Below are 25607 nucleotides of genomic sequence, written 5' to 3' on the forward strand. Positions count from 1 at the left end.
ATTATCGAACCAGTTCTACCTGTCGCAACAGGCGCTGCACAACATCTACGATATCGGTATCGCTGGCGATCAACGTATAGGTGCCCATATAAGTATGGGCGAAGGCCGCCAGTTCTTCTGTAAAACGGGCCAGGCGGTCGCGATACGCCTGTAGGATATGCGAGGAGGCGCTGACCTCGACGCTCTGGGTCCCCTCGCTATCGCGCAGCCGCCAGTCCCCCTGTATCTGCGGGTCCATCTCGTCGGGCGAGAGGATCTGCAACAGGGCCACCTCTTGCCGCAGCTGGCGCACCGCGCGCACCCCGGTCTGATAGCCCTGCGGCGTGAGAAAATCCGAGATCACAATGGTCAGGCCGGGAGCCGTGACTACGCGGCCAATATCATAGAGCGCGCGATTGAGATCGGTCGTTCCTGAGCGCGGCAGCTTCTGCAGAAATTCGCCTACGCTCCAGATGGCGTTTTTGCCGCCACTGACGCGTCGATACGCTACCAGGCGGTCAGTCAGGGCGCCCAGGATCACGCTATCCTCGCATTTGAGGGCGATATAGGCCAGCGCGGCCGCGACCGCTACGCCCAGCCCCGCTTTCTCCGGAGTACCATGATACATCGAATCTGAGCAATCGAGCAGGATGGTGACGGTAATGTTCTCCTCGGCCTCAAAGACGCGCAGGAAGAGCCGTTCCAGGCGCGCGAAGGCCCGCCAGTCGATGCGGCGGAAGTCATCGCCGGGTGAATAACGCCGGTAGTCGGCGAACTCCATTGATGATCCGGCCAGCGGCGAGCGTCGGCGTCCCTGCCGTCCCGTTGCCATCGGACGGCGTGTGAGTAGCGAAATATTATCCAGGCGCTGGAGCACGCTGGCGTCCAGTGGAAAACGCGCTTTCTCGGTATCAGCCATGTGCGGTCTTTCTTTTAGCTGTCTGCATCTAGCTCGCTGATAATAGTCTCGATTAACTGTTCTGTGGTAATATTATCGGCCAGGCCATCGAAGTTGAGCACGATACGATGGCGCAGAGCCGGGTAGGCCACCGCTTTGATGTCCTCCAGAGAGACGTTGTAGCGACCTTCCAATAGCGCGCGCACCTTGCTTGTCATGATCAATGCCTGCAGGCCGCGCGGACTGCCACCGTAGCGCACATACTGGCGTACCTTTTCTGGCGCGCCCTCCTGATCGGGATGGGTGGCCAGCAGCATGCGCACCGCGTATTCCTTGACGTGCGTGGCGATGGGGACCGCGCGGGCGACCGCGATCATACGTGACAGCTCTTCGCCCGATGTCACCTCCTGGGCGCGCAGGGTCTCTGTTCCGACCGTGGTATCGATGATGCGCATCAGGTCCTCTGCCTTAGGAAAATTGACCATGATCTTCAGCATAAAGCGGTCGAGCTGCGCCTCTGGCAGCGTGTAGGTCCCCTCCATCTCCAGCGGATTCTGCGTGGCCAGCACGAAGAATGGTTGGGGCAGGGGACGCGTGCGGTCACCTACGCTGACGGTCCGTTCCTGCATCCCTTCCAGCAGGGCCGACTGGGTCTTTGGCGTGGCGCGGTTGATCTCGTCGGCCAGCACGATGTTGGCGAAGATGGGACCCGGCTGGAAGGAGAAGGCGCGTCTGCCACCGGCTGAGCCATCCCCCTGTTCCGAGACGATGTTGGTGCCCACGATATCGGCGGGCATCAGGTCTGGCGTGAACTGGATACGGGCGAATTTGAGCGAGAGGGCATCGGACAGCGTGCGCACCAGTAGGGTCTTGCCGAGTCCGGGCACGCCCTCAAGCAAGACGTGTCCCCCCGCCAGCATGGCCAGTAGCAGCTCGCGAATAACGTGTTCTTGCCCCACCACGATGCGGCAGAGCTCCTGCTCCAGTTTATGGGTTACCGCGATGAATTGCTCGATATTCTCTTCGTTGGGTTCAGCGGAAGAGATTTTGGACTCTCGTGCCGCGACCTCAAAGGTCTGCGGCTCGGGCCGAAATTGCGTATCATCGTATGGATTGAACGTGCTATCACTTGCGTTTGCCATAGTGTTACTGCTGCCCTTCTAATGTGTTGAAGTAATCATGGACCAGGTCCTTCTGGTTAGGCGCGACATTGCTGTTGTCGATGGCATCGTGAGCTTTCTGGTTGTACTGTTCAATGACCTTTGAGTAGGGAACATCCGAACCAGGCTGAACGACGCCTGTATTATTATCAGTGCTCTGTGTACTTGAGCCCTGGCCGTTCTGGCCCTGCACATACACAGGCTCATCCTTGTGCGCGCCAGAGCCATTGCTATTGCCGCCACCGGTTCCTCCCTGTCCCTGGCCCTGTTGACCCTGGCCTTGACCTCCCTGCCCCTGCTGCCCCTGGCCCTGACCTTGTTGGCCCTGCTGCCCCTGGCCCTGACCTTGCTGTCCTTGTCCTTGCTGGTTTTGCCCCTGTTGACCCTGACCCTGCCCCTGCTGGTTTTGCCCCTGCTGGTTCTGGCCCTGTTGACCTTGTTGATTCTGCCCCTGATCCTGACCCTGCTGGGCCTGCCCATTTGTATTGTCCGTGGCTGATGCCAGATTGTTGGCGGCGTTCTGCAGACCCTGCGAGGCCTTGTTGATCGCATTCTCCCCCGCCTGGTCGGAGCTGGTCTGGTTGCTGGCTGATTCCACGGCTTTGGCGGCATCTGAGATCTCGCTGCTGCTGCCGTCGGCCATCGATTTCGCCATCTGATGCAAAGCCGAGCTTAAAGTGGGATCTTTGTTCGCCTGGTTAGCGGCTTTCTCCAGATCCTGGGCCATCTGCTTGCGCTGCTCAGGTGATGCCTTGCTGGCCTGGTTGGCGAGATTCTGCAAGGCCTGGGCCAGGCTCTTGCTGTCGTTGGAGTTTAACGCCTGTCCGGTGGCGCGTGTATTGGCATTGGAGCTATTGTTGAGCGCGTCGGCGGCTGAGGAGCGGGCCTGTGTTCTGTTATTGGACTGTGGGTTGCGCAGCTGATCCAGTCTGGCCTGCGCCTCTGAAAGCGCCTGCTGGGCGTCGTTGGGATTTTTGGCCTGCTGCAACTTGCTTTCCAGGTCGCGCAGGGTCTGGTCGATCTTCTGTTTCTCGTCCTTAGAGATGCCTGGTTGCTGGGCGGTGATCTGCCGGAGCTTTTCGATACCGGTCACCTGTTTGGCGATCTGTGCCTGCAAAGCGGCCTGTTGTTTGAGGACGGCCGTCATGGGATTGGGGACCAGTATCAGCGTGGTTAATAAGAGTAAGAGCACGACCAGAGTGATGGTGGTGGCCCTGCTCAGGCGCAGCGCGATACTTCTGGCCGGCGTATAGGCGCGCAGTTGTTTAAGGGCATCGCGCCGCTGCAGTCCGGCCAGAACCGATGTCTGATCACGCAACTCCCACGCGGTTCCTACACGGTCATGCAGGGACAGGCGCTCATCTACCATGTGGGCCGTACCGGTATTGGTGGGGCGGAACCAGAGTGCCAGGGCGATGCCCAGCACTGGCATGGCGATGCCGATTCCCAGCGCCCAATAGGGAGCCGACGCCCAGGGGAGCAGGCGAGAGACCAACAGGACCAGGCCTGCCATAAATAAACCGGTCAGCAGACCGCGCACGCCCCAGAAGAGAATCCTTTGGGTCCAGATGCGCCTACGCCAGGGCCGCAGCGCGGCGCCTAGGTTCGCCTGCGTCGGCGTTTCCTCGCCGTTCGCCCGGGTATGTGACGGTATAAAGGTTGCCATACTACATCCTTTCCCTTACCTCATCAGATGGACGGATGCCTGTTTTCATAAACGCTGCGGCGTGGAGACCCGTCTGCCTTCAGGCGACAGGAGGAAACGCCGCACCCCCTTTCGTGTAACTATAGCCATCGCTTCGATGAATCATATGGCAATAGTGATAGCTAATACCTTGAATAGTTCCTCGCGTGGTTACAATATTGAAATATCCCGAACTCCGTACCGCAACTCGCCCGACATAGGTTCCTCTCTTTTTACCTTTCGTGATAATGGCCTTGACGATATCACCCGTCTGAAACCCTTTGACCCTCTTTGCTCCTTTTGCGGAAGTGCGCGGAAAACCATGTTTGTCTGGCAAACACATGTGCCTATTTCCACGTCCTGTTGCAGTGATCAGAAGAGGTACCACGCCTATTGTGATCAGATGATCAGGTGTCGACGTGCCTACGTTCGCTGCGTCTAACCAGTGCGTCTTCGGAAGCCCTCTACGTGTCCGATTGCATTTGGTTAATCCACCGCTCCCTACTTCTACAGGCAACCCCGTTGCTTTTAAGCGTTCAAAGAGCGCCCATCTTGACGCATTGACCGCTGCCGCATCCTTGAGCGGTTTCTTTGCCTGGGCTTCGATACGCTTTAAGACCTCTGGTTTCTTTTTGAGGAAGTCTTGTATGTCTTTGGTGCCCTTGGCCTTATTACACGTGTCGCAAGCGAGCGTGAGATTGCTTATCCTATGGGTGCCACCATGAGCGCGGGGATGAATATGCTCTATCTGTAACGGAATATCCCTAGCACCACAATACGCGCATTGATGGTTCCACTTGTTGAGCAAGTATTGTCTGACTTCATACCCTGCTAATGTCCCTTGTTGATACTCCACGCCTTTGACTTCAGGGTTCTCCATCAATTGCATGTCAAATCGTACTAATTCTTGACTGATCGCCTCAATGGGCGCAGAGCGAGAAAGGCGACGAACCCAGGTCAATACGTTGGCAATGCGGCTTTCTAGGGAAGGTGGAAGCCAACCCTGTTTGCGTTTTCTATTCTGCCAGCGTGCTTTTCGATACCGGGTTTTGCGTTGTCGACGCGAACGCCGGACCGCACGCCTTGCATCAAGAGCTCCTTTGATGGCATGCCCACGATGGAAAAGTTCCGCTGCAAAAACAATCTCACCTGATACATCATTGACGATCGCAATGCCAGTGGTTTTACTGCCAGGATCAAGCTTGATCCTGAGCGGTTGTACTTGCGGCTGTTCTATGGCCTTGTTAAGAATAATCGTAAATGGGTAACGTCGATACACTGATGCTTTGCCTTGCTTGAGCAAGAAACGTGCATACCCCGGATGCACCGGATCTCGTGGTTTGCCAGAATGATCTACTATGAAAACATTGCTCACATGAGCCTCCTATTGCTAGGGTGAGGTTGGCCTCGTCAATGTTACTGGAAGGTTTATCGCTGTAAGCACGTCCTTAACCCTTTACAGATGTTTAACTTACAGCCGTAGAGAGCAGAGCTGGCCTCGCACTCTGCCATACCTAATTTCTTCCATAACGTAGGCTCTATTTCAAGCCTGAGACTGGTCAGGTTCGGCTTGTCGAAACAAGCCCATCTCCTTTGAGGGGATTGGGTTCCTGACCTATAGATACCTGTATTCTATCTCATCACGCTGTCGCCGACGCTTTTGGTTCGCTTCCTGGGGTCTCAATGTTGTTTTTGCGCAGCCGCAACTGTAAACGCTGCCAGGCCTGCGGTTTCACCAACCAGAGACTCAGGCCAATCAAAATGAGGGCGGCGATAACACTGTAAATACTGTACACCTGCCAGGCGACAAGATTGAACGGGCCAATGCTAATGGTATTGTTAGTATTCACCGAGCCATAGTTGTACGTGCTGAACATCGCCACCACCGGATGCCATAGCAGATAGGCTGGCATCCTGCTTGTCCTGACCGGGACGATAATGGCGAAGAGGACCGGCATGCCCAACCAGAGCAAGAGCAGGACATAGGAGAGCGCGGTCGAGATCGCGGGCCGCGCCACCAGGGTTGAGCAGAAGAGTCCCAGGCTAGCGGTCAGCACCGCCGTCAGTACAAATATCAGGAGCGCGGCCAGCGCCTGTGTCGGTGAGACGCCCCCGAAGAAAAAGACCAGGCTGAAGATGGGGATGGAGGCCGCGATCAATATCAGCGCGTTGAGCAGGCCTGCCAGTAGCTTGCCCGTAACGAGCGAGGTCGAGGACAGGCGCGAGCATAGCAAGAGATCGAAGGTCTGGCGCTCTTTTTCGCCGTTGACGGCCGTCGACGTAAAGGCGGGCGTAATAAAGATAATCAGCAAGAGCTGCACCGTCAGCAGGATGCTGTAGAGCCCCAGCCCGATGCTGGCCCAGTTGTTGCCATAGACCGCGTTATTGCTGCTGACACTGATGTAGAACCAGCCCAGCAGACCGAGCAGTAAGATATATGAGACGACCAGCCAGATCGTGCGTTCGCGCCTCATGCGCAGGCGCATCTCTTTGATCAATAGGGCCATGAAGGTCATGCCTGGTTGCCCCTTTCTGTAATGTTCATAAAGACCTCTTCGAGTCGTCCACCACCTGAACGAGGAGCAAAAGAGACAACCGGATACCCCTGGGTAATGAGCGCGGCCAGAATATGGTGCAGCGTCTCATCATCACCGCTAAATTCTGCTTGAATCAATCTGTCTTCGTTGGTTGTGATGTTGTGAATATCGGCGACGTTTTCCAGGTGCGCGACAACGTCGCCGATCCGCATGTTGTCGAGCAGCCGAATCTCTACCTGGCGCGCGCCACCCAGCTGATGGGTGACCCGCTCCACGTCTCCAGCTATGACCAGCTGCCCGTTCTGGATGATGGCGATATCGGTGCACATTTCCGCCAGCTCGAGGAGGATGTGGGAGCTGATCAGAATCGTCTTGCCCATCCCCTGGAGCGTGCGTACCAGTTCGCGCAGCTCGACGCGAGCCCGTGGATCCAGTCCAGAGGCTGGTTCGTCTAGCAGCAAGATATCTGGATCGTGGACGAGGGCCCGTGCCAGGCACAGCCGCTGCTTCATACCGCGTGAGAGCGTCTCAACCATGGCCTCGCGTTTTGACGAGAGCTCGACCAGCTCTAACAGGTCCGTCACGATGCCCGCGCGCTTCTGTCGTGGAATGCCGTGAATGCCAGCATAAAACTCCAGGTATTCCGCGGAAGTCAGATCGGGATAGACGCCGAAAAAGTCCGGCATATAGCCAACCTTGCGTTGGATAATCGAGGGGGTGCGCGTCACTTCCTGCTCCTCGATCCAGACCTGTCCCGAGCTTGGAGTGAGCAGGGCCGCCAGAATGCGTAGCAGGGTGGTTTTGCCAGCCCCGTTAGGACCGATGAGCCCATAGATGGTGCCACGCGGTATCTCCAGGTTGATGTCGCGTAAAGCATGGGTATTGTGATACCGTTTCGAGACATTTTGAATTTTGATGATCGATTCCGTTGTCGGTGCCTTTGTGGATGGTGCCACCATGTTCTGCATAGCTATCCCTCTCTACTGCGCGACCGTCCCCTGCAGGGTTAAGGTTGGTTTATCAAAGACCGCAGTGGTATCACGGCTACTTAGATGCAGCAATATACGTCCCCCCGTGCCGATATAGGATTGCGCGGATTTAACCGTACAGGTAAATTCACTGAAGGATACGCTGTCCCAGTTGCCCGTCTGCCAGTTATAGAGATATGCCTGCAGATGGTTGATATTTGTTGTTGCACCAACCGTCTGGCCGGTATTTCTTGTTGGCGAGAGCGACGATGTGAATGCCAGTGAGCTATTCTCCAATTTGGATATATTGGGCACGGTATACTCCAGTGTCATATTGCTCGACACCATGGTATACGTCCCCCATGACACTTCCTGGATGCTGCCAGGGGCGTTCTGTTGAATATGGACGATCTGACTGTTAATGATCCCGGATGGGATCTGTACGGTTCCGATGAACCTGACATCCAGGGGCGCCTGCACCATAGTCTCCTGTGAACCACCGGGTGTCTGACCATTGACCGTGATATCTCCATTAATAGAGGACGCATCCTGGGGCCAGCCGATAATGGTCGCGGTTGCCCCTGCCAGGGCCAGTGGATCGCGATCGCTGCTACTGGTGCCGTTGATGAGTTGCTTGCTAGTCACCCCACCGGCATTACCAGCCATCGGGAAGGCTTGGTGGTAGCAGGTGGTGTTGTCGCAGAAGCCCCCGCTGAGCGCCTCCAACAAGAGCGCGTGACGGTGTGGGGGGTCCGTGGCCTGGTTGTTGTTGGTGTTGTACGCGGAATAATAGCCCCCATTGGGGTTAGTGACCATCCCGCGACTGCTGGCGATCTGATCCGCGATCGTCGTGCCATTACTTGCGTTCTGGGCGTTGGAGGCGTTGTTGCCCAGGTTGAGCTGGACCTGCGTGGTGCTGTTCGGCTTGATGTCGCCCAGCGACACATAGCCGTTGCCCATCACCACGAACGCATCGGTCAGGGTATACGGGAGCGTGCTGATAACTGTGCCACTCAGGATATTTTGCCGCAGCTGAAGCTGCGAGGTGATGCCGCCGCTGGTATGCATATCGTGCTGGGCGATCAGGGTACGCGTAGTCCAGATATCGACGCCTTGCAGATTAACATTGGTGCCGTCGCCGCCCATGGTATAGATCGACTGCTGATTGCTCGTGGTTCCGCGATAGGCTGGATCTACATATCCATTTTGATCCGCTGGCTGTACCAGGCTTACCCCTGGCATGTGAACCTGGAAGTCTCCCTGGCTGGGAACGAAAACACCCAGGAAGGTGGTGGCATGTCCGCTGGAGCCGCTTTTATCAGGCGCGTTCAGCTGAATGAGCGTAATACTACTATTGACGATGGCTGATCCCTTTTGTTGCAGAGCCAGCCCATAACTGAGCAAGGTGAAGATGGCGATAGTCGCCAGAACAATGCGCCAGCTCCAGTCGCGCCTCTTGAAGGCGCGTATCAAGATCAGGCGTAGCGGACCCAGAATGATGACATAGCTCAGCAGGAGGACCAGGATGAGCCAGATCGATGGATAGGCATTCGGGAAGAAGCTCTGCAGCAGCGAGACCAGCGTCGCATAGGTCATATTGTTATTTGACCCTGATATAGGGATGTTGCCCGTATTGGCGGTATTCATCAAGATCCGGTCCCCTATGGAGCGCGTCAGAAGATCGGCCCAGAGCTGGTGGGTATTCTGCCAGCTGGCCAGTGGTTCGATGGTGGGATCATAGGCCAGGTAATAGACATCTCCCTGTCCATGAACCTGCTGTACGATTACTGGCGTGTGATCCGACGAGAGGAGCGTCGTGGTATTCGGAGCCGCCTGGCCCGTGCTGATAGCGACTTGCGCCTTCATGCTCTCATTGTTGGGTTGATTATTTGAGGTCAGGGTATTTACCGGCAGGAGCGGCTTGTTGGCCGGGATGTTGCCGGTCCCATTGATGGTGACGGGTAATAAACGCGCCGGCAATGCGCCCAGGGTGCGCTTCCATTCTGGTCCACCGGTGACGATGAGATTGCCACCCTGATACACCCAGTTCTGCAGCGCCGCCAGCTGTTCCTGGCTTAAAGAACCGGTGGTGAAGTTGTCCACTACGATCACATTGAAATTTTTGAGCAGAGCGGCCTGGTCTGGCATGGTGGCCGCCGTCAGGCTTTTGGTCTGTCCGGATGTTGTAAGCAGGTTAGACAGGGCTAGATTGAGCTGACCAAAGTTATTGGGTGTATCTGATAAGATGCCGACCAGCGTGAGATTGCTGCCGGTATTGGGTGTCAGAGCTACGTGGGAAACGATGTGACCACTCGCATCCAATAGGTTGACCGCGACCTCGCTGTTGGCGCCCTGCGCGCTTAAATTCAGTGGCACGGATAGCGTGATCTGCTTCTTCGCCCCTGGCGGTAGATCGATGTTCTCTTGATAGCTATTGGTACTGGTGCTTGAATTTGGTCCGGCAAGTGATGTGGAGGGAATATTAATTGCGACCTTGCCCGTAAAGTCACTCCCGGTATTGCTCAGGTTAACTTGGACGGGGACCCAGTTACCGTCCTGGTACATGCCATCGAAGCCCAGGCTGGCTTTTGTAATGGTTGGACCACTGGCCGTAAGGTGTTGTGGATGGGCCAGTGCCGATGGAGAAAAGAGCACAAAAAAGAGAAATAAGGTAAGGTAACCAGCGATATAGAAAGCGTTGCGTACCATGCGTTGAGGACGCATGTGTAAAATGAGCATATCCCTGAGCCTCTCTTATGAATATCATCACAGAATGACGTCGCATATTTGAAAACATATATCTTCTCAATAGAGCGAAAGGTGGAAAATCTCCAGGGTATGGATGCGCTGCGCTAAATTGTATCGTACTGCTAATACATTAGACGTTTGAAAAGGGTGTTCTGTTGTATGGAATGCGCGCGCCGGGGCGCTCAATAAGGACTTTTGCGCGGATATGAGCGATCCTGAACTTTTGAAAAAGTTCCCAAAACTGGGGTGCAGGGCGAGCATGCTGGGAGCACGGTACCCGTTTTTCGGATTTTTGAAAAATCCGGGATGGCTCATAATCCGCTCACTGTTGTTTTATTTATCGGCGCTTGAACGGCGCGAATAAAGGTTCTCTTTCCAGCGAAGGCTTGATATAGGATAACAGAAAATCCTGAGAAATGCTACGGTAGTAGCTTTCGCATGTGCTCTCCTACGGTCTCGATGGGGTGTGCGGCATCCTGTCGCCGCCATGCCTTCAACATTGGCTGGCCGGCCTGGTTTTCCATGATCCACTCGCGGGCAAAGCTCCCGTTCTGGATGTCTTTGAGTGCCTGGCGCATGTTGCCGCGTGTATGTTCATCAATAATGCGCGGACCCGTCAGGTAGTCTCCGAATTCGGCGGTGTCGCTGATCGAGTTATGCATAAAGTGGATACCACCTTTGTATAGGAGATCGGCGATCAGCTTTACCTCCTGCAGGCAGCAGGTATAGGCCACTTCCGGCTGATAGCCCGCCTCTACCAGGGTCTCAAACGCGGTTCGGATTAATGATGTGAGGCCGCCGCACAGCACCACCTGTTCCGCGAAGAGGTCGGTCTCGGTCTCCTCGGCGAGTGTGGTTTGAATCACGCCGGCTCGCGTGCAGCCCAGGGCGCGGGCATAAGACAGGGTGAGGTCGCGCGCCCGGCCGGTGACGTCCTGGTAGACGGTCCACAGGGCCGGAATGCCTGATCCCTGGCTGTACATGTGCCGCAGCTGCGCGCCGGGACCATTGGGCGCGACCATGGCTACATCGATCGTCTCATCCGGCACGATCTGTCCATATTGCAGGCTGAAGCCATGCGCGATCAGCAGCAGCTTGCCCGGGGCAAGTTCCGGCTGGATGCTCTGCCTATAGACCTGCCCCTGAAGCTGATCCGGCACCAGTAGCATGATCACCTCGGCCTGTGCCGCCGCCTCATGTGGCAGCAGCGGCGACCAGCCATCCTGTCGCGCCCGCTCGCGGCTCTTACTGCGTTCGGGCAGTCCGATCAGCACATCGCAGCCGCTATCGCGCAGGTTCAGGGCGTGCGCGTGTCCCTGGCTCCCATAACCAATGATCGCCACCCGCTTCTGCCGAATAAGCTCCAGATCCGCGTCCGCGTCATATAAAATAGTTGCCATAATTTTTCCCTTCTTCACTGACGTGATTATAGCGAGCGTCAGGCTTTTTTCTTATCAGGTTGCTTGAACGCCCCCGCACAGGCGGCCGCTGCGCGGCCGCCCTGGTTTGTATATTGATGCAACAGGGGCGCTATCCGCGCCCCTGTTGCATCAATATACGGTGAGCTGCTGAGAGCCGCAGGCGTGAAAGCCATAAGCGTAAGCTGGTGCCCATCATATGTTGGTGCAGCGGGCGCGGATAGCGCCCGCTGCACCAACATATTAAAATAGGGCGGCCGCGCAGCGGCCGCCTATACAGGGGCGCTCACGCGCCAGCTTAACCTTCTGGTTTTGCTGACTGCTCGATAAACTGATTTTTCAGGGTGCGGGCGACCTCTTTATGGGTGTGATAGGTCTCGCTATCAGCGGGAAAGGTGCCCGCCTGCACATCAGCACTATACTGTTTGAGCGCGGACGTGGCGATCTCCGCCAGCTGTGCGTACTGGCGTACAAATTTGGGCAGATGATTGGTAGTCAGGCCCAGAATGTCGTGGAAGACCAGCACCTGTCCGTCGCAGTGGGGACCGGCGCCGATGCCGATGGTCGGAATATCGATCTCCTGCGTGATGATCTGTGCCAGCACATCGGGTATCCCTTCTAGAACCAGCGCGAAGACGCCCGCCTCGGCTAAGGCTCTGGCATCTTTGAGCAGTTCGTGCGCGGCCTCAAGCTCTTTGCCCTGTACCTTGTAGCCGCCCATGGCATGTACGGACTGAGGGGTCAGACCCAGGTGACCCATGACGGGGATTTCGGCGGCCAGCAGAGCTTCGACCATTGGCAGCCTCTTGCGTCCACCTTCCAGTTTGACCGCTTCCGCCTTTCCCTCGCGCACCAGGCGTCCGGCATTGCGAGTCGTTTCTTCAATTGAAATATGGTAGCTGAGCCAGGGCATATCCGTTACGATCAGGGCGCGCGGCAGCGCCTGCGCTACGGCGGCGCTGTGGTGGACCATAATATCAACGGTAGCGGCCAGCGTATCCGGCCTGCCCAGTACGGTGGTGGTGACGGAATCGCCAACCAGAATCATATCGATCTCCGCCTCATCGACAATGCGAGCCATGGGGGCATCGTAGGCGGTAACCATCGTCAGTTTCGTGGCGTGTTTACGAGCTTTAATCGCGGGAACTGTAACTTTATCGCGCATGGTTGTTCTTTCTCTAAATAGATAAATGCTTATGGGTTGGCGTGAGATAGCTGGTCGCCAATCAGGCCGGTATCCCACCTTCCATCGGTATGTAGCACAAAATTATCGATCAGGCGTGTCTTCCCTATGCGCACAGCGATTAGCAAAAGGGCGGGAGGGCGTAGCGTCTGCAGTGGCAGGAAGGTGTTATAGTCACGTATTTCGATGTACTCCAGTCTGATGTCTGGCATGCTGTCAACTATCTCGCGAGCCGCCTGGATAATGTCCTGGGCATTGGCTGGATGTTGAGGATCAAAGGTGTCCATGGCGGCTGAGAGGGCGCGGTAGAGCACAGGCGCGCGGGCTCGCTCTATGCTGGTCAGGTAGCTGTTGCGACTGCTCATGGCGAGCCCATCGGCTTCGCGGATCGTGGGCAGCGTCTGCATGGTGATTGGCAGGTTGAGGTCCTCGATCATGCGCCGGATGACCACGACCTGTTGAGCATCTTTTTGACCGAAATAGACGCGTTGCGGTTGGATGATCAGAAATAATTTGAGCACGACAGTGGCGACTCCCCGGAAGTGCCCCGGGCGTATGGCCCCCTCACCTTGCTCGACCAGTGGACCCTCCGGCGTCACGTAGGTTGTAAATCCGGATGGATACATCTCATCTACGGTGGGCAGGAAGACCACATCGACTCCCAGTTTTGAGAGCAGCTGAAGATCATGCTCGATGTCGCGTGGATAGCTGGCAAGGTCTTCGTGCTGCCCAAACTGGGTCGGATTGACGAAGATGCTGACCACCACATGTTCGTTTTCGGCGCGTGCGTGCTCAACCAGTGATAGGTGGCCCCTGTGAAGATAGCCCATGGTTGGCACCAGACCAACCGAACCTGTCCACTGCTCATGTTCATGCCTCATTGCTTGAACGGTGCGGACGATGTGCATATTCGCGAATTTCCTCCTGGCAAATAGTGGGTTATTGTGGGAAGACCTGGACGCCTTCTGGCCCACCGATAATGACCTGGCTGACCATATGAATGAAGAGGCCCGTTTCAACCACCCCGACGATGTTATGAAGCTGAGCGTCCAACTGTGCCGGATCGCCGATGCCCTGCGGGAAGGTGCAGTCAAGGATGTAATTATGATTGTCAGTGATAAAGGGTATGTTGTTGTTGTGCCTGATCTGTATCTGGGCTCCCAGGCGAGAGATCTGCAGTGCGATCGGGGTCTTTGCCAGTGGAATGATCTCTACCGGCAGGGGATAGCGATGCCCCAGCTGCGTTACTTTTTTTGAGGAGTCGGCGATAACTACAAAACGCCGCGCCGCCGAAGCCAGGATCTTCTCGCGCAGCAGCGCGCCTCCGGCCCCCTTGATCAGGCGCAGCTGTGGATCGATCTCATCGGCTCCATCGATATAAATATCGAGCTCGGGATAATCATCCAGATCAGTCATAGGAATGTTCAGGTTGTTCGCCATCTCATAGGTCGCCAGAGAACTGGCCACCGCCCCCTTGATCTGTAAGCCCTGCTGGATGCGCTGCGCCAGCGCCCGTACCAGGTACGCGGCGGTCGATCCTGTCCCCAGCCCCACGACCATTCCCTCTTCTATCAAATCGGCGGCCGCGCTACCCGCCCGCTGTTTCCATGTATCCTGTGGACTCATTGGTGCTGTCATTGCTTGAAATCACTCCTTCACTGTCGAGTGCCGGTGCCCGTAGCTGCGCGAATTGGGGTACAACGAAAGTACTAATAAAACGCCTTTTTCGCGGCGGGTACCGCTTGCTGTGTCGAGTATAGCACGTTCTATAAAGAGGCTACAAATGTACCGCCGGAGGTGCGTGGTACCTGATGCTACGTATCTTGCCATCCCTACAAGGTCGTGATACACTCTTCGAGTAATTACAGAATTTCGCCGGAAACGTCCTGCTCCTTAATCAGGAAGGACGATTGTATTCCGTGAGATGTGTGTTGAGAAGCTGTCGTTCGGATTGTAATCATATACAAAGCGACAAATATAGAGGCATGAGACCAGAGCTATGCTACGCAAAAGCATACTACTATGTTGCCCGGATCTCCTCCTTAATCAGGAATAGTTACTAAAGAGTGTGGGCTTTTCTCATACCTGCTACACAACATTGTTGTGAATTATCGCCGGGGGTCTGAGATTGCCCGGCCCGCGCCGCGTATTCCCGTGCCATGATGGTCAAAAAGAAGTATATGCGTATATGGGATTAAGCGTGGCGCTGTCTACCTGGGGGTAGAAATGATCTCAGAAGGCCGAGCAACGATGAAGACCGGGGCTTTTCTTTGGCTGTTCGATGCAGGAGCTGACGACTCGGTCTACGTTGATGGGGGTGGAACAGCCGAATCTGTTTCAGGTGGTAGTAATAATGTCTGATGTCTGTCGCATTATTGTAGTTGCGAGTGATGACACACTGAACCAGAGTGTAGTCAGTTCTCTGCGCAAGGATGGCTATATTGTGCAGGGGGTAATGAGCGGAGCGGATGCGGTGCGGGTCCTCTGGTCGGAAGAGTATGATGTTGTCATTTGTGATGTGAAGACGCCCGGCGTCAATGGTTTCGAACTGCTGCAATGGCTGCGCGCCTATCGTCCCAATGTGCGCATGATTATGCTGGGTGATGCTGATATGGCCTCGTCGCGCATGCAGGCTCTGGAGAGCGGTGCGGTTAGCTACTTTGAGAAGCCATTGGATCTGCGCCTGCTAAAAGAGGAGCTGCGCCGACTGCTCCAGCCAACGGGCTTTTCGGCCAGCCTGGATTCGTTTGATCTGCTGGATGTCATACAGATGGTCAATATGAGCCGCAAGAGTATTACACTCCTGGTGAATACCGGGCTGGAGGAGCGCGGCATCCTGCGTTTCCAGAATGGTGAATTGATCTGGGCGGAATATGGGTTGCTGCGCGCGGAAGAAGCTTTTTTCGCCCTGGCCGCGCATAAAAATGGAACCGTTATCCACCAGCCATGGAATGAGCAGATAGCCTCCAATGTGACGCAGCCCCTATCGCGACTGATTTTTCAGGCTTTACAGTACCGTACGAAGTATGCCGATCGCCAGCAGTATAGCGGCGAGATTGAGCGCATTCAAGAGGCCCCTGCCGCGTCATCTTTCACCGACATCGACGATACCCCCTTTATGGTACTGGCCGAATCCCCAGCGTACGCACCTGTGTTTGAGGCCAGCGTCAGCGACACAGACCAGTGGGCGGAGAGCGCCAGTGCAGCGCCTGCCGAGGTCCCGCTGGAAAAAGAGTGGTGGGAGCGCACTGGTCGCCGCCCTCGTGTGGAGCCCGAGCAGGCTAGCGCTTCTCAGGAGAATGATTCTATGGCCGCCCCTACCATGGCTATGAACGGGCAAGAGCTGATGGACATGCTCAATAAGATGAATGATCGATCGCGTGCTCAGGCGGCCCCTATCCCTGAACAGAATAACGAACTGCCCGGCTGGTTGATGGATCAACCGACCTCTTCGCAGCGTGCCATCCCCAAACCAGCCGCTGATATGTCGTCGTCCGCCGCATATCCGGTTCCCGCCACACCTGATATGGCCTCCCCAACGAATCAGTGGCCGGAGGACCGTACCCTGTCAGGGACTACCGGACAGTTCGCATCCAATCAGCTCAATGGCCTCCAGGAGACCGAAGTCCTGCGTCCCTCGCGCAGCGTCTGGGACTCTGTGGGGCATACGACTTCGGTGAATCTCGGCATTGGCAATCTGGATCCCTATCAGAGCGCGAGTCAAGCTCCGGTGAGACACGCGTCCGACAGTGGGGCTTTAGCCGTCCCTACGGCAGATGAGGGGAGCCAGCAGCAAGCCTCTTCAGGTACATTGCACACCCAGCAGGCAGCCCGGCGCAATTATGCCGCCCTGGTCTCGGCCCTGCAGACGCTGGGCTATTCCGTGCCTGGCTTTATCGCCGCCATTGTCGCGACTATCGATGGACAACCCATCGCCCAGGTCGCCATTGATGACATGGATGTCACCAGCCTCTGTCGCCACTATAGCGCCATCCAGCGGGGTGTGCTGCAGGCCGTCGCCGAGCAGGACGAGGGAGGCACGTACGAGCATACCGTGGTGACCAGTCGAGGAAGACAGATCTTTATGCACATGGTTGGCACGGATCAACGCATCTTTCAAGTCTTAATCACCACGCGCGAGGCCGAGCCCGCGCAGTGTATTCAATTAATGACCAACGTAGAAGAGACCCTTAGCACAGCCCTACAATAGCTAAAACAAAGCGAGAAAGATATTTCCCATGAGTGACAAGCAGATCGAAAACAAAGAAGAGGCCCCGAATAAAGGTTTTTCCTTTATTGTTGGCATGTTCATTGCGCTGGCAATTATCATTGTGTTCGTGTTTCTTTTCCCCAGATAGGCCGGAGTGTCGTGTTCACGCTGCGCTCACATATAGAGGTTGCGGCCCGCGCAATTGCGCGGGCCGCAACCTCTATATGTGAGCATTGAGTGGCTAATGGTTGCTTGAGAGGTGGCGCTGGAAGAACTCGGCCAGGCGCTGCTCCAGGTATTTGAGGTGGGCGGGATTGCGTGGCATGTGGCGCGCCTCGGGGAAGATCATCAGCTCGTACTCTCCTCCGTTGCTCGCCATGGCTTCGAGCAGGCGCATGCTGTGGCGGGCATGCACATTTTCGTCTACCAGGCCGTGTACCAGCAGGAGCTTGCCGTCCAGCCTGCCGGCCTCGGGTAGTACCGAACTGGTGGCGTAGCCGCTGGCGTTGGTCGCTGGCTGGCCCATGTAGCGCTCGGTGTAGTGGGTGTCGTATCCTTCCCAGAAGGTGACCGGCGCTCCGGAAACGCCCGCTTTGAAGACTTCAGGCGCCCGTTGCAGTGCTCGGCAGGTCATGTAGCCGCCATAGCTCCAGCCGTAGATGCCGACGCGCTCACTATCGACATAGGGTCGGCTGCTCAGGAAGCGGACGCCTTCCACCTGATCATCAACTTCGAGCTGTCCCATGTTGTGCGCGATCGCACCCTCAAAGGCGAGTCCGCGATTGGCGCTGCCCCGGTTGTCGACCTTGAGCACGACAAAGCCCTGCTGCGCCAGGTATTGGGCGCGCATGTCCACGGTGAGGGACCACGTGCTGGTCACGGTCTGCGCGTGCGGACCCCCATAGACCGCCACCACCAGCGGCCGAGGCTGTCCGACGGCGCGAACCTGCTCCGAAGCATAGACCGCCGCGTAGAGCTCTGTGCCATCTTTGGTGCGGAAACTGGTAAACTCTGGCACCAGGAGTCCAAGCGACTCGGGCGTGACTCCCGCGTTCTCAAACAGCACCACCTGTTCCTTGCCATCTTCCAGGCTGCGCAGTGTCAGCCGGGGCGGTTGCTGGGGACTGTTCCAGGTGTCGACGAAGAAGCGATGGTCGGGCGAGATGACCGCGCTATGCCAGCCGGCTTCCCGCGTCAGGCGTCGTGGGGAACCGCCGTCGAGCGAGACGACATAGATGTGCCGTTCCAGTGGGCTCTCCTCGGTGCTCTGGAAATAGACCAGCCGCCGAACTTCATCGACCGACACCTCGCCGGTCACCATCCACTGACCCTCGGTCAAAGCCCGTATCTCGCGGCCGTCACGGTCATGGAGATAGAGATGGCGAAAGCCGGTCCGCTCGCTTGACCACACGAATTCGCCCGAGTGCAGGAAGCGCAGATCGTTGTGGAGATTGAGCCAGGGCTGTCCCTGTTCCTCGATCAGCGTCGTTGCCGCGCCGCTCTGAGCATCAAAAGCGACCAGCCGCTGCGTCTGCTGATCGCGTGACTGGATCAACGCCGTCAGGACGCCGTCGGGTCGCCAGGTCACGCGCGCCAGGTAGATATCCTCGTTTGCTCCCAGATCCATCCACTTGACGTCTTCTGGGCTCCCCTCAGCTGGAACCACACCCAGTCGCACGATGACATTACGGGCGCCTGCGAAGGGATAGTGATGCTCCTCCACCGACGGCTGTTCTGTTCCCTGGTGCACGATGGGATAGCGGGGGATATGGCGGCTATCGACGCGCACGAACGCCAGGTGTGTCCCATCTGGACTCCACCAGTAGCCCTCGGCACGATCCATCTCCTCCTGCGCGATATATTCCGCCAGGCCATTGGTTATGCCATCCGTCGCGCCACTGGTGAGCGTGCACACCCCTTCGGTGGTCCCGTTGGTTGTGATAATGTGAAGCTCGCCTGAGCGCACAAAGGCCACCTTCGATCCATCTGGACTGAGCTGCGCGTCGAGGGCGCCATCGCTGTTCGCCAGCGGGGTCAGCTCCTGCTCGCCGCACGCGCTATAGAGCCGTCCATCAAAGGGGATCAGCAGGACCGGTGGCTTCCCTGCGCTTCCACCAGCGAACTGATAGCTGGTGACGCCCGATTCGCGCTGGCGGCTGCGTTCACGCCGCAGCTCCTCTTCCAGAGAGAACTGTCCGGCAGAGGCTTTGGAGCCACCAGATAGATGCGTGAGCTGCTTGCGCTCCCCGCTGTTTAGATCATAGCTCCATAGTTCTTGAGCCAGCGAACCCGTTCCCACCTGTCGATAAATAACCTGCTGCCCATCAGGGGTAAACGTGACGCCGGTTGGCGCATCCATGCCCGGACGGGGATAGCGCGCCACATCCTCCAGCGATAACTGATCATCCGCCATAATATGCCTCCTCTAAAATGCTTCTATCCTATACATGTGATAACCTTTGCCAATCACATAAATCTCTCTTTATAGAATACGACAAAAAAATCACCGATGCTGGCGAGCCTGTCAGCATCGGTGATTTTTGTCGCTCCGCTTGTTACATATCTGAGTTTTGTGAGGCTTCAAGAATATTTTTTAGATAGTCGAGATCCATGTCTCGCTCGGTCGAGGGGTCCTCGGCGGGTGTGGCCCCATTTTTCGGCTGGATACGGATGCGCCTCCTGGTGGATGAGAGGTCTGAGCTGGATGACGCTGTCAGAGGACCCGTGCTCGGCGGTCGCTGTTTCCTGACGTGCGGTTGCGAGCTTGCCTGCTGTTTCTGTTTCAGGCTCTCGAGCTGCTGCTCGATGGCCTGTTCGGCGCTCAACGCCGCGATCTGGGCGTCGAGATCGCGCTTCTCAAGATCGGCCATCGCCAAGGTCCGCGCCTGTTCATCCAGTTGAGCTTCGCGCGCTTTGCGGTTCGCTTGCAGATCCGCCTTGCCAGTTTTTTGCAGCGCTTCATAGACGCGTTGCTGAATCATGGCGTTGCGTTTGCGGGTCGCCAGTAACTCGATTGTCATATCCGCCTCGGCGATCTTTTCATCTAACTTGCGTAGCACGCCGCGCAGGGTGGCGACAAACTGCTCCTGTTCCTTTTTTTGCTGCTGATAGCGCTGAACAAGCTTATTTTGCTCATTGTATTGCATCAATGCCTGGCGAGCCAGCGCATCGTTGCCATGTTGTACCGCCTGCTCCGCTTTCTTCATCCAGTTGTCGACTTCGGTCTTGCGCGCTTGAATCCGTTTTTGTAGAACATGTCCCTCCGCAATAGCCTTGGCAACCTCAGTCTTCACCTGTACCAGCTGGTTACGCATATCGATCTGCAGTTGTCGCAAGGACTTTTCGGGGTCATCGGCCTTTTCCGCTACCGCGTCAAGGTTGGCCCCTAGCAAAGTAAGTACACGTTCCAACAGATTCATAGGCCCACTCCATTATTCATAATTATCGACCGCTCCGTAGGTTCGGCCCTTGCGGCCGATTTCCCCGCCTACGGCGGGAAGAGGGGAGGGGAGGAGTTTGGGGTCTTGATCATGCCCCCAGCATGCTCGCCCAAACCCCGGCAGGAGGGGCTGACCGCCCCTCCTGCACCTCCCCGCTTACGAAAGAGGAGGAGGCAGATTGGGCCCCCCCACATTCCCGGCAGGAAGGGCTAGACACCTCTCCTGCACCTTCCGCTTTTTGATAGGAAGCCGAGGGGGCCATGTTACTAACATGTGCCATCCCTGGTTCTTTATTCCATCATCGAGGCGGTTGGTTGCCACCCCGATGTGAAATGCTACTAAAATGCTACTAATAAGTGTTACTAATTTTTGCCAGGGGCAGACTCAACTGCGCCGGTGCCGTTGGTGCGGACTTTGCTCTCGGGATCGTTGGTGCCGTCCTCGGTACGTAGCGCGGGCACGTTGTTCATCAGGTCACCGATGCGGGTGCCGCTCAGCAACTCGAAGAGGGCCGGTACCTGGGCGACCATATTCATGATATCACCTGTCAGGCGGCTGGCACCAACACCGTTGTGATTGCCATCGCTGCCGGTGGAGACGATGGTAACCTTGTCCACTTTACCGAGAGGCTCGGCGATCGCACGTACGATCTCAGGCATGCCGGTGAGCAGTTTATCCAGTACCGCGGCCTGGTTGTACTCATGGAAAGCGGCTGCTTTGACTTTCATCGCGTCAGCTTCCGCTTCACCTTTGGCACGGATAACTTCGGCTTCGGCGAGACCACGGGCGCGAATGACTTCCGCATCGGCGAGACCACGGGCGCGGTTGGCATCGGCTTCACCAACACCACGAGCCTTGGAGGCATCCGCCTGACCTTGTGCTTCCAGAATCAGACGCTGTCTCTCGGCTTCGGCGACCGTTTCGACGCGGCGACGCTCGGCCTCGGCGGCTTTCTGGATGGTGGCCTGCAGCTCCAGCTCACGGCGCTGAATTTCAGCCTGCTGCACTTTGATCTGGGCGTTCTTCTCGACCTCGGTCACGCGTACGGCCTCGGCTATAACTTGCTGCTGCGTTACGTTGGACTGAATGTCGTAGGCTTTGTCGGCGCTAGCCTGCTGCTTTTTGACTTCAGCATCGAAGGAGGCTTTTTTCAGGGAGAGATTTCGCTGAGATTCTGCCTGCAGCGCCAGCGATTCGGCCTCGGCTTTCACGCGCTCTTGATCGGCCAGGGCACGGGCGACGGCTGCCTCACGGGAAGCATTGGCCTGCTGGATCTGCGTATCGCGCTGGGCCAGGGCGGCGGCGATATCGGCCTGCTTGCGGATCTGCGCGATCTGCGGACGGCCCATATTGACGATATAATCGTTTTCGTCGCGTACATCTTTAATGGTGAAGGAGATAACTTCCAGCCCCATTTTCTGCATATCTGGTGTGACGGTGCGCAGCATCTTGCCGCCCACGCTCTCAGGATCTTTCACCAGGTCCTCAACGGTCAGCTGACCGACGATTCCACGCAGGTGGCCTTCCATGACCAGGCGGATCAGGTTCTCGCGATCCTCCTGTGACTTGCTCAAGAACTGCTCAGCCGCAGTACGGATGCTCTCATCATCCGAGCGCACCTTGATTTGGGTGACGGCCTCAACGTTGACGGCTACGCCCTGGGTAGTGTAGAGGGCCTGGCGTGGAGCGACATCAAAGGACATCAATTCGAGCGAGAATTCCTGTGCGCGGTTGAACAGAGGAATAACCAGCCTGGCTCCCCCTGTCACCACCTGCGTGCCCCCCTGGCCATAGACGATCAATGCCTGGTTAGGGCCAACTTTGCGGAGCAGGGCGCCCCATACGCGCACAAAGATAACAACGATGAGCAAAAAGGCAGCGATACCAATGCCGACAAGGACTAACATAATGATTTACTCCTTTTTTGTATCATTACGCATAATATATTCAGAGTCATTTTTATTGGGTTCCTCAAGAAGTGCGCGTAGAGTAGCCATATCATCGTCTTCGGACTGCAGCAGGCTCGCCGAATCCTCCTGGTTGACAAAGTGGTCCCAGGTATCAACCTCGGCAATGCCGTGCTGATAATTGACCACTACCACCTCCTGGTCGCGTTCCAGACGACGATTATCGATGCTGCGCGCCGGGATGCTCTTACGCATGCCACCAGGAGAAATGTAGAGGATCTCGCCCAGCCCATTTTCTTGAATGGTAAGGCTAACCTTGCCAAGCAAGCCGGTGCGGTCGGCTACATCTTGTACAGTGGCCGCTTCGCTACCACCCAGCATACGTGAAAACATCGTTAAGAAGAGGGCCGCTACAATGATTCCACTTACGCAGGCGATTCCCAGGATGATGGCCATTCCCAGATTGGTATTTGTATGTAAGGCATAGCCAAAGAAGCCAAAGCCGATCAAGAAAAGGACAATACTGGTCGGGTTGATAATGCTAAAGAGTGAAAAATGGCCTTCCCCGCTGTTCGCATGGTGAGGTTGATGGGCACCGTTATGGCCTGCAGGTGAATGACCTTCAATATGGAAGTGATGGGCATGTCCGCCACCATCCTGGCCGTGATGACCCAGGTTGCCGAACAGTGCTGTAACGAGCAGGTAAAGGATACCAATGAGAAAACAGCCGATAAACAAGAGTGAAAGTTGATCAGTTGCGATCATAGCGCTGCTCCTTCAATGCTGGAGATACTACGGCGTATGCTCTTCGCTGCTCAACATGTTCGATGATGTTGATGATGCTGATGAGTATACCGCACGTCCCTGACATCCATGCCAGTGAGAGGCAGGGGAGTGCGGGGGACGCTCCGATAAATGCCAGGATAGGAAATAGCGTATCGGCGAAATAGCTAGCCATGACGAGTAGCACCGCGCCACTGATCAAGCATAGTGAAACCAGTATCGGATGACGTTGCAGGAGTGGATGCCGACCTTGCCAATGTTTGCCAGAGCCAGCATGGCTGTACAGCTCAAATTGTCGCGGCGCCATTGCCTCTCCTCTTTGTCTTTCGCTGGCACATTGCCTGGTTAGCAATGTGTATCAAAACTCTCATCAATGTCTCCACAGAGTATGCCTGAACCCCTGGTCGGGTTCATAGCTATCTGGTCTTATCCCATATACTATAGACGGGGTAAATGCGAGAAAATACAATCGGCGTTATTCGGTCTCCTCTTGCATATCCAGGGCATCGATAATCGCTTCGAGCTCTTCAATTGAAAGCTCCATAAAGGTGCGGAAGACCGCCAGGTAACGCCTTGGCTCTTCGACTTCCGCGAGCATCTGTAACAACTCGCTCAGGATGGGTTCGCGGCGCCATTCGGCCGCGTTGGCCATCAGCCATGTCGCCAGTCGATCGCTCTCCTGACCGACCTCAGTAAGCAGGTCGGTACTGTAATCTGGTGGATCACTGACCAGATAGCCTGGATGAACTTTAAAGAAGCGTGCCAGCAGATCGCGGCTCGATGCCGTCAGATGGAGTCGTTTTGAGCTCTCAAGCTGTGAGAGATAGGCCTGACTGATGCTCACTCCTAGCTCCTGTTGCATTGTCTTCACGACTTCCATTTGCGTCATCGGGCGATTAAACCCTCTCAATTCGCCTTCTACTTCACGTAAATGTTTAATCTTCTCCGCTAGATTCATGCTTACCTCATAACTATTTGCTATAGCAAGTATAGCCATGTGCTATGTTATTGTCAAGAGTAAAAGAGGCTTTTTTTGTAACCAGACCAGAATAGATGGACACGGCCCCCCAAAAAGAGAGATTAGCCACGTAAAGTGTACGGACTAACCTCTCTTATTATAGCTGTCGCGGAGGGATCTGTATGCATGGCTAGGCTAGAATAGCCAGTTGAGCCATGTGGGTCCTATATTGCTGGCGCCTATGGCTAGGCCTGAGTGATGGTGCCTGTGGCGCTATCGATATGGATGGTGACCGGTGTGAGCGGCGTCTCTGCGGGTCCCATGACGGGATTGGCCTGTTGGGCGGGATCAAATTCGGCGCCATGGCAGGGACAGACGAGGAGGTGCTGCTGTGGATCATAGTCTACCTGGCAGCCGGCGTGCGTGCAGCGCAGGTCATAGGCGACAAACTTGCCGCTGGGTAGGCGAATCAGCATCCCGGCCTCGCCGCTACCGTTGATGGTAAATGGCACACCGCTATTATTGGGGACCGCGTTGACCTGGGCGATCTTGTTTCCTGTGGGTGCGCTGGTGGCGTCCGGCGTTGGCGTGCCCTGATCCCCGTCGTCGCCCTGGCTAGAAGTTGATGGTTGCGTGGCGATGGCCGTTGGTTGCTGCGTAATGGGTGGTGTGGCTTCCGACCGCGTGTTTACAATACGCGCGGCCATGGCAACGGCCGCCAGTGCAAAGGCGCCCACGCCACCGGTGACCAGTCCCATGAGAAAACCACGGCGGTTACGCCTGGCCTGCTGGATGGTTGCTCGCCTGGACATCTGCTTTTGGTGTGTGTTTACAGGCTGCGCTACCGGTTCTGCCAGCGGCCTGACCCCTATCATAAGTATGGCGAGGCGGGTGAGCGCTGATGGCGGTGGTTCCGCGTTCGTTGAGCGCAGTGCGGGCGCGAACAGGTTTTCATCGATGGTTGGCAGTCCGGTATGGGATGGCCCGTTGAGCATGAGGGTTAACCAGGCGAAGACAAATACAATATCGGAGCCAAAGAAGTAGGGGTAAACGCGCCACGTTGCGGAGAGAAAAAATACCAGGCTCAGCAGCGCGCCAAAGAAGGCGGCTGGACGCAGGAGCAGACCAAGCAAGGTCCCCACACCGATGGCGATCTCTCCAAAGGCGACTAAAAAGCCGAAGAACTGGGCATGAGGAACCGCTACATGGAGCAGAAAATCCTTCAATGGTGATGCAGTAGCATACCCTGCCAGCTGCTTACCAATATAACCGGCCTTTGTAGGATCAAAAAACTGTGGATCGGCCAGTTTCTGTATACCTGCATACACGAATGTAACTCCTAGAAACAGGCGTAATGGCAGCAAGATCCAATCAGGAGATGGTGCTATCGCGAGTCTTTTTTCTTGCATAAAGATTGATCGCTTCCTCTTTTTCGAGTACGTCTGAATGCCAAAGTTTCGCGCCTGCGGCGCTCACTTGGTTTTATTAGGAGTGGATGTAACATAACAGGTGGCGGCAGCTGCCGCCACCTGTTATGTTACATCCACTCCTATGAATATTGGCGGTAGCGGACGCCCATGTGGGGCGCCCAGATTTCTTCTGTTTATAAAACGCCAACATGATAGCACGATTAAAGATGAGTGTCATGCTTGTTGGGGGAAGAAAAGTAGCCATACAAAAATAATGAGGCTTGCACATGCGAACAAGCCTCGTCTGAAGTGATGTAGAGCCTGT

General features: G+C 56.1%; 19 protein-coding genes. 1 reads left to right on the forward strand and 18 read right to left on the reverse strand.

The window, feature by feature from the left end; genetic code table 11:
* Position 1: 1 nt before the first annotated feature.
* From KTT_RS17465 to rpiA, 11 genes are all read right to left on the reverse strand, one after another.
* The gene (locus KTT_RS17465; protein WP_126597208.1) at positions 2-898 is read right to left on the reverse strand and encodes a DUF58 domain-containing protein; all 897 of its coding nucleotides are present in this window, start codon (positions 896-898) and stop codon (positions 2-4) included.
* Between the two features lie 14 nt (positions 899-912).
* Positions 913-2019, reverse strand: coding sequence for an AAA family ATPase (locus tag KTT_RS17470; protein ID WP_126597209.1), 1107 nt, complete (start codon positions 2017-2019; stop codon positions 913-915).
* Positions 2020-2023: 4 nt separating this feature from the next.
* Complete coding sequence (locus KTT_RS17475; protein ID WP_126597210.1) at positions 2024-3703, reverse strand: DUF8809 domain-containing protein; 1680 nt, start codon at positions 3701-3703, stop codon at positions 2024-2026.
* 79 nt (positions 3704-3782) lie between these two features.
* Positions 3783-5096 (reverse strand): RNA-guided endonuclease IscB, encoded by a 1314-nt coding sequence (gene iscB / locus KTT_RS17480; protein ID WP_126597211.1) that lies wholly within the window; start codon positions 5094-5096, stop codon positions 3783-3785.
* Between the two features lie 265 nt (positions 5097-5361).
* Positions 5362-6237: an ABC transporter permease gene (locus KTT_RS17485; protein WP_126597212.1), complete on the reverse strand. Its 876-nt coding sequence runs from the start codon at positions 6235-6237 to the stop codon at positions 5362-5364.
* Complete coding sequence (locus KTT_RS17490; RefSeq protein ID WP_218030915.1) at positions 6234-7226, reverse strand: ABC transporter ATP-binding protein; 993 nt, start codon at positions 7224-7226, stop codon at positions 6234-6236. Before KTT_RS17490 ends, KTT_RS17485 begins: the two co-directional genes overlap by 4 nt.
* Positions 7227-7238: 12 nt before the next feature.
* Positions 7239-9965, reverse strand: a complete 2727-nt coding sequence (locus KTT_RS17495; RefSeq protein ID WP_126597213.1) for a DUF8815 domain-containing protein — start codon at positions 9963-9965, stop codon at positions 7239-7241.
* Positions 9966-10393: 428 nt separating this feature from the next.
* A complete protein-coding gene (gene ilvC, locus KTT_RS17500; RefSeq protein ID WP_126597214.1) occupies positions 10394-11374 on the reverse strand; it encodes a ketol-acid reductoisomerase in 981 nt (326 codons plus the stop codon).
* A gap of 316 nt (positions 11375-11690) precedes the next feature.
* Positions 11691-12557, reverse strand: a complete 867-nt coding sequence (panB, locus tag KTT_RS17505; protein ID WP_126597215.1) for a 3-methyl-2-oxobutanoate hydroxymethyltransferase — start codon at positions 12555-12557, stop codon at positions 11691-11693.
* A 29-nt stretch (positions 12558-12586) separates the two neighbouring features.
* On the reverse strand, positions 12587-13483 hold the full coding sequence (gene panC / locus KTT_RS17510; RefSeq protein WP_126597216.1) for a pantoate--beta-alanine ligase: 897 nt from the start codon (positions 13481-13483) through the stop codon (positions 12587-12589).
* 31 nt (positions 13484-13514) lie between these two features.
* A complete protein-coding gene (gene rpiA, locus KTT_RS17515; protein WP_235845759.1) occupies positions 13515-14213 on the reverse strand; it encodes a ribose-5-phosphate isomerase RpiA in 699 nt (232 codons plus the stop codon).
* Positions 14214-14928: 715 nt separating this feature from the next.
* On the opposite strand from rpiA, the gene KTT_RS17520 reads away from it, so the two are divergent.
* The gene (locus tag KTT_RS17520) at positions 14929-16785 is read left to right on the forward strand and encodes a response regulator (RefSeq protein ID WP_160145942.1); all 1857 of its coding nucleotides are present in this window, start codon (positions 14929-14931) and stop codon (positions 16783-16785) included.
* A 241-nt stretch (positions 16786-17026) separates the two neighbouring features.
* Here the strand turns inward: KTT_RS17520 and KTT_RS17525 are convergent, their stop codons facing one another.
* The 7 genes from KTT_RS17525 to KTT_RS17555 all read right to left on the reverse strand — a co-directional run bounded on the left by KTT_RS17525 (position 17027) and on the right by KTT_RS17555 (position 25282).
* Positions 17027-19198, reverse strand: a complete 2172-nt coding sequence (locus tag KTT_RS17525; RefSeq protein WP_126597218.1) for a S9 family peptidase — start codon at positions 19196-19198, stop codon at positions 17027-17029.
* A 142-nt stretch (positions 19199-19340) separates the two neighbouring features.
* Complete coding sequence (locus KTT_RS17530; protein ID WP_126597219.1) at positions 19341-20204, reverse strand: PspA/IM30 family protein; 864 nt, start codon at positions 20202-20204, stop codon at positions 19341-19343.
* Positions 20205-20587: 383 nt separating this feature from the next.
* Positions 20588-22132, reverse strand: a complete 1545-nt coding sequence (locus tag KTT_RS17535; RefSeq protein ID WP_162854194.1) for an SPFH domain-containing protein — start codon at positions 22130-22132, stop codon at positions 20588-20590.
* 6 nt (positions 22133-22138) lie between these two features.
* Positions 22139-22897, reverse strand: a complete 759-nt coding sequence (locus tag KTT_RS17540) for an NfeD family membrane protein (protein WP_126597221.1) — start codon at positions 22895-22897, stop codon at positions 22139-22141.
* Positions 22884-23222: a hypothetical protein gene (locus tag KTT_RS17545; RefSeq protein ID WP_126597222.1), complete on the reverse strand. Its 339-nt coding sequence runs from the start codon at positions 23220-23222 to the stop codon at positions 22884-22886. Before KTT_RS17545 ends, KTT_RS17540 begins: the two co-directional genes overlap by 14 nt.
* A 168-nt stretch (positions 23223-23390) precedes the next feature.
* Positions 23391-23804: a transcriptional regulator gene (locus KTT_RS17550; RefSeq protein ID WP_126597223.1), complete on the reverse strand. Its 414-nt coding sequence runs from the start codon at positions 23802-23804 to the stop codon at positions 23391-23393.
* Positions 23805-24118: 314 nt separating this feature from the next.
* Positions 24119-25282 (reverse strand): TQO small subunit DoxD, encoded by a 1164-nt coding sequence (locus KTT_RS17555; RefSeq protein WP_126597224.1) that lies wholly within the window; start codon positions 25280-25282, stop codon positions 24119-24121.
* Positions 25283-25607 lie beyond the last annotated feature (325 nt).

It is taken from the genome of Dictyobacter aurantiacus (assembly GCF_003967515.1).
In the GTDB taxonomy this organism is placed as follows: domain Bacteria; phylum Chloroflexota; class Ktedonobacteria; order Ktedonobacterales; family Ktedonobacteraceae; genus Dictyobacter; species Dictyobacter aurantiacus.